The following is a 17,731-nucleotide window of genomic DNA, read 5'->3' as shown; positions in this document are numbered from 1 at the left end:
TATCTTTTAATGAGTTACTTATCTTTTAATGAGTTACTTATCTTTTAATGAGTGAGAGATGAGACTATTTTTCTGTCTTTAGCGTATCCGATGGCCAAATGAGGTTTTGCCCATTGCTGAGTTCAGCTTGAATACTCAAGGCTGGAACTATTTCCTTATCCTCTTTTTTATATGGCTGCGTAGAGAAATTGGCGGTAATTTTACTGCCATCACCAAAGGTTGTTTGTTGTACCATCCCTTGTTCATCAAGCCATTTAAAATCGACTAAAGGTTGGTTCCACACGACTTCATGGATTGGTGTAAACCCTTGTTGATAGCGGCGTAATTCGTTGACTCGAGCGCTGTTAGGCGTCGCTTCATCACGGCTAAGGTGAATCATCGCTGGGGTGTTATACAGCATGGCGATTAAATCTCGCTCCGCTTGCACGTTGGAAAACTTCAAACTATCGCTGTGCCAGTGGTGACTGTTGATCACCTCATCATGGAACACGGTTTGATAGAGAGGAATACGGTATTGCGGTGCAAATAACAGTGTTTTGTACGGCTCTTTGACTTGCGCGGGTTTGAAGAAAAAATCGGGCTTATTGTCTGGAAACCATGCCCCAAGAAAATAAGGCGATTGACGGTTAGTTTTCATATCCGGATCTGTCCAGCCAAATCCTACCGTTTCTAAACCATGAGCAAAGGCGAGCCCTTGTGTCGTCAGGCTGTTACCATCTTCAGAGCCGAGAACCACATTCTGTTCATTGGCTATCCAGCGCATGCGTTGATTAAATGCCTCCAGCATCGCGCTTTCTTTCATTCCTTGGCCTTCTTGGTATGAGTAATCTTCACGGGCCATTCCGGTTCCATCTACATCAAGAAACAGGCTGTTAAAGCGGCCATATTTTAAAATCGCCTCAATACGTTGTTGCACAAAACCTAATTGGCAGGCAGGGTTGAGATAAAAGCCGTTGCCACGAAACCCTTTTTGTTTTTTGCCGTCGGCGTTTTCTATCGCACATTGCTCACGCATTGCATCCGGTAGCTGCGCGGTAAGCCAACCATCGTTGATGCCTTTTGCAATGGCGGTATTGTAGGAGTCGTACACCCCAACTAAGTAGCCAGCTTGTTTTGCTTGGTCAACCACTTGTGGCTGGTAAAAGGCGGGCATCCAATTATCCAAACCTAACCATAAGTGTTGCAAACCAGCTGAGCTGAGTGCGTCGATCATGGAAGTCGATAGCCCCTGTCCCCAAGTGCTGGCATCACGTAGAAACGGTAGTTTCTGCTCTGCGAGCCATGCTTTTCGTGCCTGAGCGGCTTGATACTGGCTGGCGATCCCAGCCTCGTTATTTGAGGGCGACTCTTTGATCCAAGAGTTCAGCCCATTATTCACCTCTTCAATCAGCAAACGTTTATGATAGCGGCTTAAGAAATCTTTGCCCTTGATGAGCGGTTTGAGCTCTTTGAGCGCTTCGTTTGATGCTACCCACTGGGGCTGCTCAAAATACCAAGTTTTCAATGCCCAGAAGTCGCTAACATCTTGCTCAGAGAGTAAGTCTCTACCAAACAGATAGACATGGCTTGCGCCGATAAGCTCTTTTATGGCCGGATTTTGCTGCGCTTTCTGTTCGAGCGTTTGCGATAGTCCATTCTCTTTTCGCCACTGACGATAACGTTTTGCGCCATCTAACGGCGAGTTGCCAATAGAGATTTCCACCTCAAAAGGCTCATCTTTGTTGAGCAGAGTGAAAGCGTGCGTGGCTTGCATGTCCAGCTTGTTTTGCTTGGCGCTAAAATTGAGTTTGTTGTTGGTGGCGGTATTGAGTTGGTAGCTCACATACTGCTCATTGCCAGCTTCCACACTCCAAAATGGCATTTTGAGATCTTGGGTGGTATTGCTGGCAGAGCGTTCCGCTATGAGGTAGTTCACCCACTGTGGGTTATCAGTTGGAATCCGCATTCCTTCACTAAAAGGAAGAATGAGCGTTTTGCTTTGCTGCTCAGGCAGTTCAAACCACTGCACGGTTAACGGTTTAGCACGAGAGATTTTACTCTCGGCGCTCGCGGTAATCGACAGCTTCAATGTTTGTTGTAAATTGGCCTCGACCTTTAACTGGCTAGGAACAAGCAGCCAAGAGGCGTGATGTTGATTATCTTGTTGCAGTTGGCTGACTTGCTGTGGCTGGCCGTTAACGGTTAGCTGGCCTTGGTTAATGGTTAGCTGGGCATTTTGCTGCCAATCAATAGCAAAATTTTGTGGCTCTATTTGCACGGTTTGGTTTTGATTATGCAGTGTAATTGACGCCGGTTGTGATTGGCTAGCCAACGCCAAAAGTGGCGTACAAGTGATCAATAAAGAACAAAGTGGTTTATACATGGTTTGTCATTTCCAGTGTGTCTCGGTGTGTTGATTACATAAGAAATCGACAAATCAATTGTCACCCTGATGTCTTCATTGAGCCTGATTTGGCAGAGTCAAACGTTGTACATATTCCACTTTGATTGCTCCTTGATATTCGACAGTTTTGATCAGAGTACTGAGCCATTTAGCCGAGCTGGGGGATGAGCTTGGTTTGTCCAATAATTGCTGAGTATTACTCATAGCTACCATATCTTGCTGCTTGATTAACTGAAATTGGTCGTCAAACCATTGCCAAGCAAGGCTTGTTGGGGGGCAGTTTGTCAATGCTGTGGGGGACTCAAGCGCTAGTGGGTAGCCACCGTTGGGAGAGGCGGATTGCAACCATGTGGAGCCAAAAGGCATGGTAAGAACTAACCAATAGTGTTGTTTGTCGAGTGTCAGTCGATAAACGCCATCTTGTGGAGCAAAGAGCAGTTCTGGGCTTTCTAATTCTATGTAAGGGGCTGATGACGTTACTTGGCTCTGTGAGATGAACAAGCCATTGTCAGGGCCAAGAAGTTCAACCTGGCTAGGCAGCTTCGCTCCCTCCATTGATAATTTGAACTGGTAACCTTGCTGCATCACGTTGGTTTTTTTTTGTATCGAGACTTTGATCAGCGCCGCATTTGGTACCACATCGCTTAAGAGCTGTTGGCCACATTGGGTTTGTTCAATAATGGCATGCTTGACGCTTGCCCAGTGTGGCGTGGCAATGGTTTGGTTATTGAGTACGAGGATCAACTCTTGCCAGGCAAGCTGTGGCTGATGGTTCGCTAAAGCGCGATAGGTTGATTGCAGTGGTGTGGCCATAAACCAATCATCACTCACGGCGTGGCTTGGATTAACGACGAACAGTGCAAACAGCCAAAGGTTACGCATTGGACACCTCGACTAAACGATACCCAACGCCACGAACGGTTTCGATATTGAGTGAGGGTAACTGCTGCCTCAGCTGTAAAACATGATTATCGACGGTTCGAGTTGAGGGAAAGGCTTGGTAGCCCCACACTTTATTGAGTAGTTCATCACGGTGAAAAACACGTCCTTGGTTTTGAACCAGCAGCAGTAATAGCTGAAACTGTTTCGGTTTTAGCGTCATCAACTGCTCACCTAAGGTAACGCTGCGCTTTGAGAGATCAATGGCAATGTCAGCGTAGGAAAGCAAGCTTTCTCCTAATGGTCGCAGTTGCGCTTGAATTCGCGCCAGTAATTCTTGTTGCGAAAATGGCTTGGTGACGTAGTCTTTCGCCCCCGCCATCAGACCTGCTATTTTTTGCTCAACCTCGATTTTGGCCGTCAGGATGATCACTGGCACGGCTTTGGTCATTAGCCATTGAGGCAGATGATCCAAGCTGTCTCCTTGAGCCAGTTGTCTATCTAAAATCACCAAATCGGCGCGAAACCATGCTTTTTTGACTTGTGAGAGCTGCTGTACCCACAAACAATCAAAACCTTGCTGTAGCAAGTAATCATGCAAACCTTGCCCGAGTAGGGGATCATCTTCGACCAATAACAGTGTGTTCATAATGGTAATTCCAATTGGCAGCGAGTGGGGTGGGCTTTACACGTCAGTTTGCCACCCATTTTAAGCATCAAATGGCTCACAAGACGGAGCCCAATCCCCATATTGGAAGCCGTGCGAGAACGGGAAAATAGCCGTTTTAGACGAGAGGGAAACTCGCCTTCATCGCTAACGCAAAGCCGCAGTTGAGTGTCAGTCACGCTGGCCGTTATTGAGATTGTCCCTTGACCATGTTGCTTGGCATTACGGATCAAGTTATCCAAACAGATCCCAAGCCAGTAATACGGCAGTGTGAGCTCGATATCTTGTGTCAGTTCATAGCTGAGTTCGTGTTTCGCTACGCAGTGATCTAACCAATCTGAGAGATAAGCGGTTTGACATTGAAACGGCTCATTTGGGTCGCTACTCAAAAATCCTTTACTGGTCTGAGCAAGCTGAGCTAAACGTTGGTGATCGGCCAGTAAGCGGCCGAATGTATCTTGGGCCAGCTCTGGCAGAGTATCAAATTGCTGGCGAAACTGCTCAACGGTCAAGCCAAGACTGGTGATAGGGGTGCGTAGTTCATGCGTCAGCAACTGTAAAATAAAGCGTTTTTCTTTGGCTTGTTGGCGGCGTAACCAGAGCGTCCTACTCAGCGTTGTTGCGAGCAACAGCAGTAATATGACTGATACCCACAGTGAAATATTGGGTTTTTCTTGGCTAGAGACACACAGATTACTGTAGCGTAATTGGCAACTTTGAGTAGCCGCTGTGATGGCCGACAATACCAATTGCTGATCGAGCGCGACTTTTTTCCATTGCAATGCGCTTAGTACGCGAATACCGAAATCGCCACTGATCCATAGCCGTTGTTGACGGTCAATATAAGCGCGATAACCGCTGACCAAGGCATCTCGCCCTGCCGTTTCTAAATCGGTAAAAAAGGTGTACAGCGGATGATGAGGGTTAGAGAGAGTCGTGTAGGGCTGTAGCTCGGCGTTTTGCTCGGCCGTTATGTTATGAGTAGAAAAAGCTAAGTATCGCTCTGCGTAGCTCCCGCCTGCAGGATGCAGAAACGGAGCAGTCTTAAACCAACGGATGGGCAATTCATCGCCTTGGCATAAAGCGAGTTCAAACGACGCTGCTTTTTGCAATTCAGGGCGTGATGCCAAGGTTTTTGATAAACCGGGCGACAGTGCGCACTGTGAGGCTATCGCTTTGAGCTCGGTTATGGTTTGCCATGAATAACGGGAAAAATCAGGATAGGCGCTGGCGCTGAGCAGAAGATCGACAGGGTATGAGTTAATACTTTGCAATGGCAAGGCTCGTGCAGCCGATAGCGATTCGGCTTGGCGTAGAAAATGCTGCCAACGATCTTGCAGCGTTTGCTCTTGCCCGTGTGCTAGGTTTGATTGTCCTAGCACTGCGGTGAGTGTGATCAAAAGGTACAGCAGCCGTGTTCTCAACGTTAAGCACTTAGAAAAAGGTTCGCATTCACGAAATTATAGCTGTGCTAAGTCAGGATTTGTCACCTCAATGTCACTAAAGCGGAATGTCGATCAAAACTCGGCATCCACCGTGAATGTCATCCTTTGCTTGGTATAAGGATGATCAAAGCTCAGCGACTCAGCATGTAGATGTAAACGCGCTCCTTTCGTGCCATAAAGATCGTCGCCAACGATGGGCAGGTTGAGTCCTTCCACATGAGCGCAATGCACGCGCAATTGGTGGGTTCGTCCTGTTTTGGGGTAGAGGTAGACTTTACTGAATCCATCTCGGCATTCAATTAATTGCCAGTGAGTGTCAGCGGGTTTGCCATGTTCAAAACAGACCAATTGACGCGGCCTGTCATCTAAATCGCCCCGCAGCGGTAAGCGAATGTCACCATGCGATTGCTGTAATTCACCAGCGAGTAAGGCAAGATAGCGTTTTTCAACGCCGCGAGTAATAAATTGCTTCTGCAGGCTTTTATTGGCTCGGCGGGTGAGAGCAAACACCAATAAACCTGAAGTAGACATATCGAGGCGGTGGATCACAAAAAGCCCTTCATCTGAGCTAAACGTTTGTTGCAGACGAGTATAAACCGAGTCCTGAATGTTGACTCCGGGAACGGATAGAAACTCGGCAGGTTTGTTGACGACAACAATGGCTTCATCCTGATAGATGATGTCGATCTCTTTGCCTTGCGCTGGGTTATGCAATAGCGGGTTATCATCGAGCTTCAGCCCATCAAGCATGTGAGCCAAAATCGGTTGGCACTTGTTTTGACAAGCAGGATAGAATTTCTTGTGTTGACGAATTTCAGATTTTGGTGACGCTCCCCACCAGAATTCGGCGAGTGAAATCGGTGTCATCTGATGTTGAAACGCGTAGTGCAGCAATTTTGGTGCGGCGCATTCTCCAGATCCTGCTGGTGGAACAGGGTTAGCCGTAAGACGGAAAATCTCCCCCAGAGATTTTTCAGTGCCGTATTGATTGAGAAATCGATAGTGAGAAAAAAGTCGTTGCTGCAACGCATTAGAGAGATTTTTACGCTGCTCTTTTAACGCATCAATCTGTTCTTGAAATGCGTCTATTTGCGCTTGTAGTTCGTTGAGGTTGACGTCCCATTTTCGTTTTAATTGCTTGAGGAACGTTTTTTCAGCCACACTTTGTTTGGCGAGACAATCTAAGGTTTCACGCAATTGTTGGGCATCATTTGATTGTTCGGCAAGGATGCGTTGCTGTTTACGCTGTTCACGACCTTGAATCATCAGTTGGCGATGCGCTTCTAATTCATCTTGCGCCTGCTGTTGGGCCGTGGTCCATTGCTGCTGAAGTAGCGCACGCTGTGGATCGCACTCCAATTGTTCAACTTGCTGATTAATTTGATTGATTGGCACGCTGCCTTCCAAGAAAAAACCATCGTTAGTGAGCATGTCAAATATAGGCGGCACAAAATGCGGCAGCAGGTTTTGCTCAGCTAACTTCCCCGAGAATGCAGACAGGTACCCTAGCTCTCCACTTTGTTTACGCACCACTAAAACGCCAAACATTTTCCCGATAGCTTCCGGATGCTGGTTTAGCACGCCGTGATTATCGAGTCCAAAATTATGTTGCCAATTCTGCTGGTTCAGCAGGTGTTGTTGCAGCTGGCTTGCCGCTAATTCGCTTAGCGGATGCGGCTCGTAACAAAATGGGAAAGTAAAGCGCTCAGGCAGAGAGTAGCCTTCAATAGGTTTTTTAAAGGTAGTAAAACAGGGCGCTGGTGCTGGCATTTTCTCTGGCTCGCAGTGGATGGTGGTGGAGAACGCAGAATTGTACTGATTTGACCTAAAAATGCCAGTTTCTGGTTGAACGGCGATGATGACACGATTAATTAATGTAACTAGCTTATTAATATCATTAATATAGCCTAGTGAATCCCAAAAAAATAAGTTAACAGTGTCGATTTAACCTGATGCTATGCGTTTATTTAAAACATATAGAATGATTGGAGGATTAATTCATTTTATTTCTTTGCAAAGCAATGTCAGCTTTGTGTTAATTTTTTGTCATTAATTCTGTTTGTGGTGATTGGTTCCTGATTCTATTTAATTTAATGAGTGTATTGTTTTTAATTTTGATGGGTAAAGGCTGAGTATTGATTATCATATAGGCAATATTATGCCCGCTCGGGCAATTTGTTGCTCGGATGGGCAATTTTTTGCCCGCCCGGGCTGTGGGGCTTTATTCTTAAGTAAGCATAATTGAAGGGAATGATTTTTGCTTACGTGTTTATGGATAAATGGTTAGTCAGTTAAGGAAATATAATGAGTCAGAGTATTGTAGTGGGTAATATGGAAACGGTTCATGATGGATTTCTGCCAACGTCTATCATTGTGTGTTCCGCAAGCGTCAAGTTTGGAAGTCGCGTTAATGTGGATTAATAAAACATATGCCATTTTAGCGCTCTCCTTATTTCCTTCGATGGTGTTACATGCTGAGCAAGAAACGTCTGCAGCAGAAGTGTATGAAGTAGGAAATATGTCTCCAGAAAAAGCGTTTGCTACCGGACGACTGCTTCGAGCGCAATACAAAAATATGGAATCGCGACCATACCTCCAGTACGCGGCAGACAACGACAATTCGGATGCCGCCTTTCTCTACGCGATGGAGCTTTCGAACTACAAAACGACCATTAGAACGCCTCCTGAAGCGCGTGAATATCTGCTTAAAGCCGCAAAATTAGGCAATCGTCGCGCCATGAAACATCTTTATACTGATGCTAAGTGGTTAAGAGATCGCGATGTGCAGTATTGGAAAAGCCAGTATTACGATAGTTTGATTCGTCTAGGACGAGATGATCCTGCACAAGCCACTTACGAGCTTGCCCAGTTTTACAAAGGTATGGATAACGAGATGTATAGCTACTATCTCGATAAAGCGGTCAGTTTTAATCATCCACGAGCATTGATGGATAAAGCAAAGCAAGTTCAAGCGGGTGGAGGCGTGTTTTTAATGCCTGGAGAAAGGGAGACCAAGGTGAGAGAGCTCTATCTCGCGGCTGCGAAGACAAACTATATCCCTGCGATGAGACGCTACATCGGTATTTTAGAGAGCAAAGGCCGTTTTGAAGCTGCCTATCAATGGCGACTGATGGCGTTAGAGCAAGGTGATATTACCTCTTTAGCAACGGTAGTTAAGATTCTGCTCGGCGATAGCGCGCCCTATCATTTTGTGACTCCCGATCGGATCAAAGCGCAAGCCTATTTAGACTTGTACCTCGCTTACGCTGGTACTGAGCGCATGCAATCACTCTACTCTACGTTACAATTAGAGGAAGAAAGCCTAGCTGGTAAGATGAGTTATGAGGAAAAGCAGCAAGCTCATGATATATTTATTAACTATAAGAATAATCTGAGTTTTTATTATCATGATGTCTTTTGGGATATTAATTAGTTAAATTATACAGTATTAGAAACGGCATATTTTTTTGGGTGAAGATCATGTTTTTGTGATTTTTTATATTTAAAATGCTCCTATATGAATAGAATGTGCCGAGAATTTTAAATCCCAACGAAAAATATCGATAAATCTGATGGGGTAATTTAGGGAAGAATTTAACAGCTAATGCTCATTAATGAGTTTTATTTTTTAAGTGCTCATTAAAATCTACCAGATAATAAATATTAAGAGACTTGAGTTCTATTAGAACTTAAGTCCAATAGATTTAACTTTAATTTTTACAACGTTATGTAACCCTCGGCCTGAGTAAGTGGTAACTAAGTTTAGCTACGCTCTTGTCCGTAATTTTGACAATGATTGGCATAGGTATTGGAGACGTAATATGTCTAAAGAAGGAAGTGTAGCTCCTAAAGAGCGGATTAATATTAAGTATATTCCAGCAACGGGAGATGCACAGGCTGAAGTTGAGTTACCGCTAAAAACTCTGGTGGTGGGTGATTTTAAAGGCCATACCGAAGAGACCCCACTTGAAGAGAGACAGACCGTTTCAGTGGACAAGAACAACTTTGAAGCGGTTATGCGTGAAAGCGATTTGAAACTGACCACTACAGTGCGCAATAAACTGAGTGGCGATGAAAATGCTGAGCTTCCTGTTGAGCTTAGTTTCAAATCTCTTGCTGACTTCGAACCGGATTCAGTGGCAGCACAAGTTCCAGAATTAAATAAATTGGTTGAGCTACGCCAAGCTCTTGTGGCCTTAAAAGGTCCTTTGGGCAATATTCCCGCGTTTAGAGAGCGTCTACAAGAGCTACTAAATTCGGAAGAATCGCGTGAAAAACTTCTATCTGAGCTAAGCATAGTGAGCGGCAAAGAAGAAGAGCCTCAAGCATAAGGCTTGATCAACCCAACTTTTTATTTAATCAAATTTAGGAACGAAATTGATGTCTACTACTGAAGCCGTCTTAGAGAGACAAAGTGCCACCCAAGGCAGTTTACTTGATGAAATCATGGCACAAACGCGCATTGCACCGACTGAAGAAGGGTATGATGTTGCGAAGAAAGGGGTTGCTGCGTTTATTGAGAATCTCATCGGTTCGAATCAAACGGAAGAGCCGGTTAACAAATCACTCGTTGATCAAATGCTGGTTGAGCTTGATAAGAAAATCAGTGCTCAAATGGATGAGATTTTGCACGAAGAGCGTTTCCAGCAGATGGAATCGTCATGGCGTGGTTTGAAACTGTTTATTGACCGTACCGATTTTCGTGAAAACAACAAGGTCGATTTGTTGCATGTAACGAAAGGCGAGTTGCTTGAAGACTTTGAATTTGCACCAGAAACGACGCAATCCGGTCTTTATAAGCACGTTTATTCTTCTGGTTATGGCCAATTTGGTGGTGAGCCGACTGGCGCTATCATCGGTAACTTTGCTTTCACGCCATCAACCCCTGACATGAAGCTACTGCAATACATGGGTGCACTTGGTGCGATGGCTCATGCTCCATTCATTTCTAGTGTCGGCCCTGAGTTTTTTGGTATCGATTCTTTTGAAGAGCTACCAAATATCAAGGATCTTAAGTCAACATTTGAAAGCCCTAAATACACTAAATGGCGTTCTCTACGTGAATCAGAAGATGCGCGTTACCTTGGCTTGACTGCGCCTCGTTTCTTATTGCGCGTACCTTATGATCCAACAGAAAACCCAATTAAATCATTTAATTATGTGGAAAGTGTCAGCGCTTCACACGAACACTATCTATGGGGTAACACCGCGTTTGCTTTCGCTACTCGTTTAACCGATAGTTTTGCCAAGTACCGTTGGTGTCCAAACATCATTGGCCCACAAAGTGGCGGTGCGGTTGAAGATCTGCCAGTACACGTGTTTGAATCGATGGGTGCACTGCAAAGTAAGATCCCAACTGAAGTGTTGGTGACTGACCGTAAAGAGTTTGAATTAGCAGAAGAAGGTTTCATTGCTTTAACCATGCGTAAAGGCAGTGATAACGCCGCATTCTTCTCTGCAAACTCGATCCAAAAGCCAAAAATATTCCCGAATACCAAAGAAGGCAAAGAATCAGAAACCAACTACAAGTTGGGTACGCAACTGCCATATATGATGATCATCAATCGCCTTGCACACTACGTCAAAGTGCTACAGCGTGAGCAAATTGGTGCTTGGAAAGAGCGTCAAGATCTTGAACGCGAGCTTAATGGTTGGATCAAACAGTACGTGGCTGACCAAGAAAATCCACCAGCAGACGTACGTAGCCGTCGTCCTCTTCGTGCTGCAAAAATCGAAGTCATGGATGTTGAAGGTGAACCAGGTTGGTATCAGGTCTCTCTCTCTGTTCGTCCTCACTTTAAGTACATGGGCGCGAACTTTGAATTGTCATTGGTTGGTCGATTAGATCAAGCATAACCATGACTTATATTGCACCTGAAGAGAGTGCATTTGGTGTCGGCTTCTTTGAACGTTTAGAAGCTGGCACCAAGCCTATGTCTTTGACCCAAGGGCCAAATGCATGGGATGTGCTCCAATCAATCAAACGCAATGTTTCCAATATTTTGAATACTCGCATGGGTGAGGCACAAAGTGCTCCAACGTTAGGTTTAGTGGATTTTAACGATGCAACGTTAGAAACCTTAGACTTATCGCTGCGGATTAAGCTTGCGATACAAAGCTGCTTAGATGTGTATGAGCCCCGTTTACGAAATATTGTGATTCGATCCGAGTCGGACGTGTTTAGCCCTTTGATGCTGCGCTTCCATATTGTGGCCGAAATAAACAGTGATGCGTTACATGAGAAAGTGCAGTTCAACCTGCTACTGGATCAAAACCGAAAGTACCGAGTGTATTAGAAAATTATGGCTCAAGATAAGTACTTCAGAGAAGAGCTTGCTTTCCTTAAAGAACAAGGAAAGCATTTCACTGAAATTCATCCTCAACTCTCTCGCTTTTTACACGGTAAAACGACGGATCCTGATGTCGAACGTTTATTGGAAGGCTTCGCCTTTCTCACCGCTCGCTTGCGCGAAAAAGTTGAAGATGAATTTCCTGAGCTAACGCACTCCATCATCAATATGCTGTGGCCAAATTACTTACGTCCTGTGCCGAGCATGAGTATTGTCTCGTTCAAGCCGGATAAAAGTGTCAGTGATAAGCAGCAAATCGCTCGTGGCACTCAGCTCGATAGCAAGCCTGTTTTCGGCACCAAATGTCACTTTAGAACCTGTCGTGACGTGCAGATTTACCCACTGAAATGTACTGACGTCACTGCGCAACATACTAGAGAAGCGACCATCATCGAAGTGTCGCTTAATATGTTGGGTGAGATAAGCGTCGGTGATGCGCATCTTGATGCTCTGCGCTTTTACTTAGGTGGTGATAAATACAGCTCACAAATGCTCTATTTATGGCTCAACCACTACCTCGATAAGATTTCTGTTGAAGTCGCGGGGGTAGAATTTACGCTGCCGCGCAATAGCTTCCAAACGGTCGGGTTTGATAGCGAGCAGTCGCTTTTGCCCTATCCTTCCAATGTGTATGAAGGTTATCGCGTTTTGCAGGAATACTTGTCGTTTCCTGAAGCATTTCATTTTGTTGACATTACCCGTCTGGCTAGCGTAGTGCCGAAATCAGTGCATGGTGCGTTCAAACTGAAAATCAGTTTTTCGAAAACCTTGCCAGCGGACGTTCGAGTGCGTCAGGATAATTTCCAGTTGTACTGCACCCCTGTCATTAATTTGTTTGAACATGATGCCGATCCGATCGATTTAACGGGCAAGCGTTCAGAGTATCGCATTATTCCCTCTAGTCGTTACCCTTCTCACTATGAAGTGTTCAGCGTTGACGGCGTGTTCGGTTGGCAAGACAAAACTCAAGCCAGCCAACGAATTCGGGGTGAAAAACGTGTCTATTCAGCATTTGAAAGTTTTCAGCATGAAGTGGAGCGGGTTCGAAATCGTGAAGCGCTCTACTACCGCACACGAGTGAGAGACAGTATCCGTGGCGATGGATTTGATAATTTCATCTCTTTCATTCGCGGAGATGAAACGCAATCCATGCATGTCGATGAAGCCATCTCGCTCAAACTCACCTGCACCAATCGCTTATTACCGCTCGAACTCGGTGTCGGTGACATTTGTGAGCCGACAGACAGCTCGCCCCCCTTTGCCACTTTCAGCAATATTACCGTGCCTTCACAATCTCTGCGCCCAGTACTGGATGGCAGTCTATTGTGGGTATTGATTTCTAACTTATCGCTGAATTATTTATCGCTGCTGTCCAAAGATGCCTTAAGCAGTGTGTTGCGAGCTTACGATTTCAGAGCCTTGGTGGATCGCCAAGCGGAGCGTGTTGCGCGTTTGCGTCTTGAAGGGATCCAAAAAATTGAGTCGCAACCCGTGGATAAAATATTGCGCGGTTTGCCAGTGCGAGGGCTGCAATCGACGATTCATATTGATCAAAACTGTTTTGGTTCAGAAGGGGAGCTTTACCTCTTTGGCACAGTGCTTAGCCACTTTTTTGCCCTCTATGCCAGCATCAATTCGTTTCATGAGCTGATCGTTATTAACGCGTCCAATCAAGAGAAGTACACATGGGGAACACAGACAGGAATGCAGCCATTGATCTAGAGATGGCTGCGGCGGCTGTGCCGGAGCCTCTACTGGGTTTACCAAGCGATGTACGAACGTACAACTTCTACCAGTTGGTGGAACTGCTGCAAAAACTTAATGCGTTTAATCCTGAATCAGAAGATTGGGAGCGGACATGCCAGTTGGTATTCAGTGCCAACCCCAGTTTAGGCTTTGCACCAGCAGACGTAACGGATTTACGTGAGTTCGCGGATGAGCGCCTGATCTTACAAACCAATTTTTTTGGATTAACTGGGGCACAGTCACCGTTGCCTGGTTTTATTTTGCAGCAATTGGTCGAAGAAGATCCCGGTGGTTTCAAGCGGCCCTTTTTAGATTTTTTCAATAACCGGTTGATTAACCTTGTGTATCGCGTATGGCGAAAGTATCGCTATTACGTCCGTTTTCAAGCGGGTGCGCAGGATCAATTTTCATCACAGCTGTTTGCTTTAGTCGGTTTGGGTGATGCGGACTTGCGCGGCGAAACACCGATAAATTGGTGCAAGATGCTGGCTTATGCGGGCACTTTGGCTGGCCGAAGTCGTTCACCGCAAGTGGTGTCTGGCATCATCGCGCACTGTTTTGATCTACAAGAAGTCAGTATTCGCCAGTGGGTTCGACGCAAAGTCCGGATAGAGCCTTATCAGCAGTTTTGCTTAGGTAAGCAGAATGGTGAGCTTGGGATCAACAGCATGTTGGGTGAGTCAGTGATGGACTGTAACGGTAAGTTTGTTATCTGTATCAAAAACTTAACTCGAGAACGATTTGCCGATTTTTTGCCATCAGGCAAAGAACATCAACCGCTGTGTAAGTTGGTGGAGTTTATTTTACGAGAGCAGATGGCTTACGACCTTGAGCTGACCATGCACGAGAGCGAGGCTCCGGTGATGAGTTTATGTCATGACAGTGGTGTGGCTTTGGGTTGGTCATCATTTTTAGGGCGCGATTTGGCGGACAAAAGCGTGCTTATACAAGTAAGGCAATAGCGATATGCAGAAGAAGCAAACGCTTTCAATGGTAGTGACGAATGTGCAACTACTGGAATCAGGATTATCTGCACAAGCGATGTTTAATGTGCAAGGCGGTGTGATTGGCTCTGCAAGTGATGCGCATTGGCAGCTTCGTGACGGTAAAGGGAAAATTCAAAATCATCACTGTTCAATCCGTGTGATTGATGGTGCGTTTTGCATTCAAGATCTGGTTGGTAATACCTATGTTAATGGTTCCCATAAGCCGTTAGGGCAAGGTGCTTCGGCTAAGTTGGAGCATAAAGATGAGGTGGCCATTGGACCTTACCAAATTCGTGTCATTTTTGGTCAAGTGGGTGAAGACGATTCTCTGATTAATGGCTCTTTGGATCAGCTGTTTGCTAAAGAGGGGCTCGATCTACTCAAAGATGGTCCATTGGATGATATCAGCCGCGACGAGGATGAACCAGAGCCAAGTTCAATGGACCCTATCGCCGCTTTAGATGATTTATTGCAAGGCATTAAACAAGAAGAGTCGTTGCTTGAAGAGACGGAAAAACCACTCGCACAAGCACAACATTCATTAGTGCCAGAATACGATAGCCAGCAGTCGCAACTGCAGTTTACGCCTCAAGCTGACAGCGAGTATGAGATGACGTCATCGATTCGATTAAAGAAAATTCTCGGTTTTGGCAAAACCTCCACCGATTTACCACCTATTCCGGCTGTTGAGCACCATGAGACTGCGCAACCACCGACTCATTTGAACATTAATAACAGCATTTACAACGTACCTGAGGGCTTAGCGATGGACGATAAAGTATTAGATCTACTTGAGGAAGAAGTGGCGAGAAGCTACCACCCTCACTCCGAGCAACACAACAGCTCGTCAAACAATGCATCACACTTATTGACCGGCCCCATGCTCACCGGGTTAGGTGTTGACGTTGGCAATAGCCACGATATGGCGAAAATGCACATGCTTTCAGAAGAGCTTGGGCAATCGTTGCAAGCGTGTGTGCAAGGTTTGCTTGAGCTTCACCAGCAAGTGAGTGAAGGGCGTTTTGGTATGATGAATCGTAACTTGCAACCGATTGAAGATAACCCACTTCGCTTGGGGCTATCATACGAAGAAACCATTCGTACTCTGTATGATGCTGATAAAAGTGTGGTGCACTTGTCTGCCCCAGCGGCGATTGCCGAAAGCCTAAAAAATGTGCGCGACCATAACGAAGCAATGCAGCACGCCACTAGCGAAGCCCTAAATCAGATTCTTAATGCCTTTTCTCCTCAAGTGCTACTGCGCCGTTTCCAACATTACAAGCGCAATAGTGATGCACAGAATCACTCTTCAGATGCTTGGGCGTGGGAGATGTATTGCCACTACTACCAAGAGCTCACTTCTAATCGCCAAAAAGGATTTGAGAAACTGTTTTGGGAAATTTTCGAGCAGTCTTACGACAAGAAAATTCGTGAAAAACAGCTGGAGCTATAACGGTGAACAAGCGGTCTTTTGTCCTGCTGATGCTACTGACGGTATTAACCGCCTGTAGCTCATCAGAAAAGTATGAGCCAGCCACACAGCCGACCAAGGTAACGTTCAGTCTCGTTAGTGATGAAGGTACTAACCCCAATATTTGGGGTGAAGCGTCGCCGATAGAGGTTCAAGTGTTTGAGCTCAAAGATGATTCGATGTTTATGTCTGCTGATTATGACCAAGTAAAAGCAGACTACAAAAAAGCGTTACGCAGCAATTTTATCGCCAATTACGATTATGTAATGACACCAGGCCAGTTTAAGTTTGTGAACGCGTTCGAGATTGATGAAGGCACGAACTACATTGGGGTCATAGCGCATTTTGCTGAACCTGAGCTGAGTGAATGGAAAAAGGCCGTCAAAGTGCTTAACAAAGGTAGGGAATACCATCTTTTGATGTATTTCAAAGACTACGATGTAAAACTGGAAAGGGTGGAATAACAAGATGTTTGCGCGTAATCGTGTCATTTGGAATGAAGGTCTATTCATTAAACCGCAGCATTTCCAGCAGCAGCAACGCTATTTTGAATATCATATTGATGAACGCATCTCATCAGTCAGTGGCTATCTTTACGGAGTATCAGAGTTATCACTTAACCCTGAATATCTCTCTTTTGGTCGTATCGCGATCGAACGTGCGGTAGGCATTATGCCTGATGGAACCGTTTTCCGTATTCCTCAGGAAGATGTGTTGCCAGATGCGCTCGAGATTGCCGATGCTTCGCTTGCAAACCAGTTGGTCTATTTAGCGGTGCCACTTCGCAGTGAATCGTTAATGGAGATTAACTGGCCTGAAGAGCGTGGAACAGGGCGTTACTTAAGCAATCGTTTAGAAGTGCGTGATGTGCATACCGTGCGCGGTGACACCACGACGCTAGATGTCTCACCTGTTCGTGTGCAGTTGATGCTTGAAAAAGAAGACAGAAGCTCTTATGCCTCAATTGCGATCGCTCGTATTTTAGAAAAACGTCCTGATGGCAGTGTCGTACTCGATCCGGACTTTATTCCGTGCCATCTTAATGTTGCGAGCAATGCGGCTTTGCACCGTTTTATTAACGAAATATCCGGGTTAATGCGCGAACGTGCCAAAAACATTGCTCAACGTATCAGCTCTCCCTCTCAAGGCGGGGTCGCGGATGTGTCTGATTTTATGCTGTTGCAAGCCCTGAATCGCTTACAACCCCAGATGCAACACTTGGCAGAGCTACGCAGTTTGCACCCGGAACGTTTATTTGAGTGCCTGTCATGCGTATGTGGAGAATTGGCTACATTTACCGATGAAAGTCGTTTACCACCGAGCATCCCGAGCTACAACCATGAAATGCCGACCCACTCTTTTGGGCCGCTGATCCGCAACTTAAGACAGAGCCTAAGTATCGTGCTTGAGCCTAGAGCGGTCTCGATTCAGTTGGATAAACGTAAGTACGGCCTGATGGTTGCCCCAATCCACGACCCTCAACTGGTTGAAAGCGCAGAATTCATCATCGCGGTGAAAGCACGCATGCCATTAGATGAACTGCGTCGTCTCTTTACTCAGCAGACCAAAGTATCGTCAGTGGAGAAAATCCGCGAGCTCATTTCACTGCAATTACCGGGCATTCCAATTACACCGTTACCAGTGGCACCAAGGCAGCTGCCTTACCACGCCGGTTATACCTATTACCAATTGGATAAAACCAGCTCAGCATGGTCGATGTTAGGTCGCTCAAGTGGTTTTGCTTTCCATGTCGCGGGTGCGTTTGAAGATCTTGACCTGCAATTCTGGGCGATTAGGAGCTGAT

General features: G+C 45.7%; 14 protein-coding genes. 9 read left to right on the top strand and 5 right to left on the bottom strand.

Features of this window, described 5'->3' with window-relative positions:
- Positions 1-64 precede the first annotated feature (64 nt).
- From NB504_RS06825 to NB504_RS06805, 5 genes are all read right to left on the bottom strand, one after another.
- Positions 65-2,362, bottom strand: coding sequence for a glycoside hydrolase (locus tag NB504_RS06825; RefSeq protein WP_258428544.1), 2,298 nt, complete (start codon positions 2,360-2,362; stop codon positions 65-67).
- A 75-nt stretch (positions 2,363-2,437) separates the two neighbouring features.
- Positions 2,438-3,265 carry a DUF2861 family protein gene (locus NB504_RS06820; RefSeq protein ID WP_258428543.1) on the bottom strand — a complete coding sequence of 276 codons (828 nt, stop codon included), beginning with the start codon at positions 3,263-3,265 and terminating at the stop codon, positions 2,438-2,440.
- The gene (locus NB504_RS06815) at positions 3,258-3,911 is read right to left on the bottom strand and encodes a response regulator transcription factor (protein WP_017044992.1); all 654 of its coding nucleotides are present in this window, start codon (positions 3,909-3,911) and stop codon (positions 3,258-3,260) included. The genes NB504_RS06820 and NB504_RS06815 overlap by 8 nt, the downstream gene beginning before the upstream one ends.
- Positions 3,908-5,353, bottom strand: a complete 1,446-nt coding sequence (locus NB504_RS06810) for a sensor histidine kinase (protein ID WP_258428542.1) — start codon at positions 5,351-5,353, stop codon at positions 3,908-3,910. The genes NB504_RS06815 and NB504_RS06810 overlap by 4 nt, the downstream gene beginning before the upstream one ends.
- Before the next feature lie 93 nt (positions 5,354-5,446).
- On the bottom strand, positions 5,447-7,144 hold the full coding sequence (locus tag NB504_RS06805) for an RluA family pseudouridine synthase (protein ID WP_258428541.1): 1,698 nt from the start codon (positions 7,142-7,144) through the stop codon (positions 5,447-5,449).
- A 574-nt stretch (positions 7,145-7,718) separates the two neighbouring features.
- On the opposite strand from NB504_RS06805, the gene NB504_RS06800 reads away from it, so the two are divergent.
- The 9 genes from NB504_RS06800 (at position 7,719) to tssK (ending at position 17,730) form a co-directional block, all read left to right on the top strand.
- Entirely contained in the window at positions 7,719-8,807 is a 1,089-nt protein-coding gene (locus tag NB504_RS06800; RefSeq protein WP_258428540.1) for a sel1 repeat family protein, read from the top strand.
- A gap of 388 nt (positions 8,808-9,195) precedes the next feature.
- Positions 9,196-9,705, top strand: a complete 510-nt coding sequence (gene tssB, locus NB504_RS06795) for a type VI secretion system contractile sheath small subunit (RefSeq protein ID WP_170899005.1) — start codon at positions 9,196-9,198, stop codon at positions 9,703-9,705.
- 49 nt (positions 9,706-9,754) lie between these two features.
- The gene (tssC, locus tag NB504_RS06790) at positions 9,755-11,230 is read left to right on the top strand and encodes a type VI secretion system contractile sheath large subunit (RefSeq protein ID WP_258428539.1); all 1,476 of its coding nucleotides are present in this window, start codon (positions 9,755-9,757) and stop codon (positions 11,228-11,230) included.
- A gap of 2 nt (positions 11,231-11,232) precedes the next feature.
- Positions 11,233-11,670 (top strand): type VI secretion system baseplate subunit TssE, encoded by a 438-nt coding sequence (gene tssE, locus NB504_RS06785; RefSeq protein ID WP_013868295.1) that lies wholly within the window; start codon positions 11,233-11,235, stop codon positions 11,668-11,670.
- A 6-nt stretch (positions 11,671-11,676) separates the two neighbouring features.
- On the top strand, positions 11,677-13,446 hold the full coding sequence (gene tssF / locus NB504_RS06780; RefSeq protein WP_258428538.1) for a type VI secretion system baseplate subunit TssF: 1,770 nt from the start codon (positions 11,677-11,679) through the stop codon (positions 13,444-13,446).
- A complete protein-coding gene (gene tssG, locus NB504_RS06775; RefSeq protein WP_026028436.1) occupies positions 13,410-14,432 on the top strand; it encodes a type VI secretion system baseplate subunit TssG in 1,023 nt (340 codons plus the stop codon). The genes tssF and tssG overlap by 37 nt, the downstream gene beginning before the upstream one ends.
- A gap of 4 nt (positions 14,433-14,436) precedes the next feature.
- Positions 14,437-15,909, top strand: a complete 1,473-nt coding sequence (gene tagH / locus NB504_RS06770; protein ID WP_258428537.1) for a type VI secretion system-associated FHA domain protein TagH — start codon at positions 14,437-14,439, stop codon at positions 15,907-15,909.
- A gap of 2 nt (positions 15,910-15,911) precedes the next feature.
- A complete protein-coding gene (gene tssJ / locus NB504_RS06765; protein WP_258428536.1) occupies positions 15,912-16,391 on the top strand; it encodes a type VI secretion system lipoprotein TssJ in 480 nt (159 codons plus the stop codon).
- A gap of 4 nt (positions 16,392-16,395) precedes the next feature.
- Positions 16,396-17,730 carry a type VI secretion system baseplate subunit TssK gene (gene tssK / locus NB504_RS06760; protein WP_017044997.1) on the top strand — a complete coding sequence of 445 codons (1,335 nt, stop codon included), beginning with the start codon at positions 16,396-16,398 and terminating at the stop codon, positions 17,728-17,730.
- Position 17,731: the final 1 nt, after the last annotated feature.

Origin of the sequence: Vibrio sp. RM-69-4, assembly GCF_024743775.1 — a bacterium.
GTDB classification, from domain to species: domain Bacteria; phylum Pseudomonadota; class Gammaproteobacteria; order Enterobacterales; family Vibrionaceae; genus Vibrio; species Vibrio anguillarum.
This window is presented reverse-complemented; position numbering and strand designations above follow the sequence as displayed.

Coding starts and splice junctions, on each gene's coding strand:
- NB504_RS06825 (WP_258428544.1), bottom strand. CDS start 2,362: ATGTATAAACCACTTTGTTCTTTATTGATCACTTGTACGCCACTTTTG.
- NB504_RS06820 (WP_258428543.1), bottom strand. CDS start 3,265: ATGCGTAACCTTTGGCTGTTTGCACTGTTCGTCGTTAATCCAAGCCAC.
- NB504_RS06815 (WP_017044992.1), bottom strand. CDS start 3,911: ATGAACACACTGTTATTGGTCGAAGATGATCCCCTACTCGGGCAAGGT.
- NB504_RS06805 (WP_258428541.1), bottom strand. CDS start 7,144: ATGCCAGCACCAGCGCCCTGTTTTACTACCTTTAAAAAACCTATTGAA.
- NB504_RS06800 (WP_258428540.1), top strand. CDS start 7,719: ATGATGGATTTCTGCCAACGTCTATCATTGTGTGTTCCGCAAGCGTCA.
- tssB (WP_170899005.1), top strand. CDS start 9,196: ATGTCTAAAGAAGGAAGTGTAGCTCCTAAAGAGCGGATTAATATTAAG.
- tssC (WP_258428539.1), top strand. CDS start 9,755: ATGTCTACTACTGAAGCCGTCTTAGAGAGACAAAGTGCCACCCAAGGC.
- tssE (WP_013868295.1), top strand. CDS start 11,233: ATGACTTATATTGCACCTGAAGAGAGTGCATTTGGTGTCGGCTTCTTT.
- tssF (WP_258428538.1), top strand. CDS start 11,677: ATGGCTCAAGATAAGTACTTCAGAGAAGAGCTTGCTTTCCTTAAAGAA.
- tssG (WP_026028436.1), top strand. CDS start 13,410: ATGGGGAACACAGACAGGAATGCAGCCATTGATCTAGAGATGGCTGCG.
- tagH (WP_258428537.1), top strand. CDS start 14,437: ATGCAGAAGAAGCAAACGCTTTCAATGGTAGTGACGAATGTGCAACTA.
- tssK (WP_017044997.1), top strand. CDS start 16,396: ATGTTTGCGCGTAATCGTGTCATTTGGAATGAAGGTCTATTCATTAAA.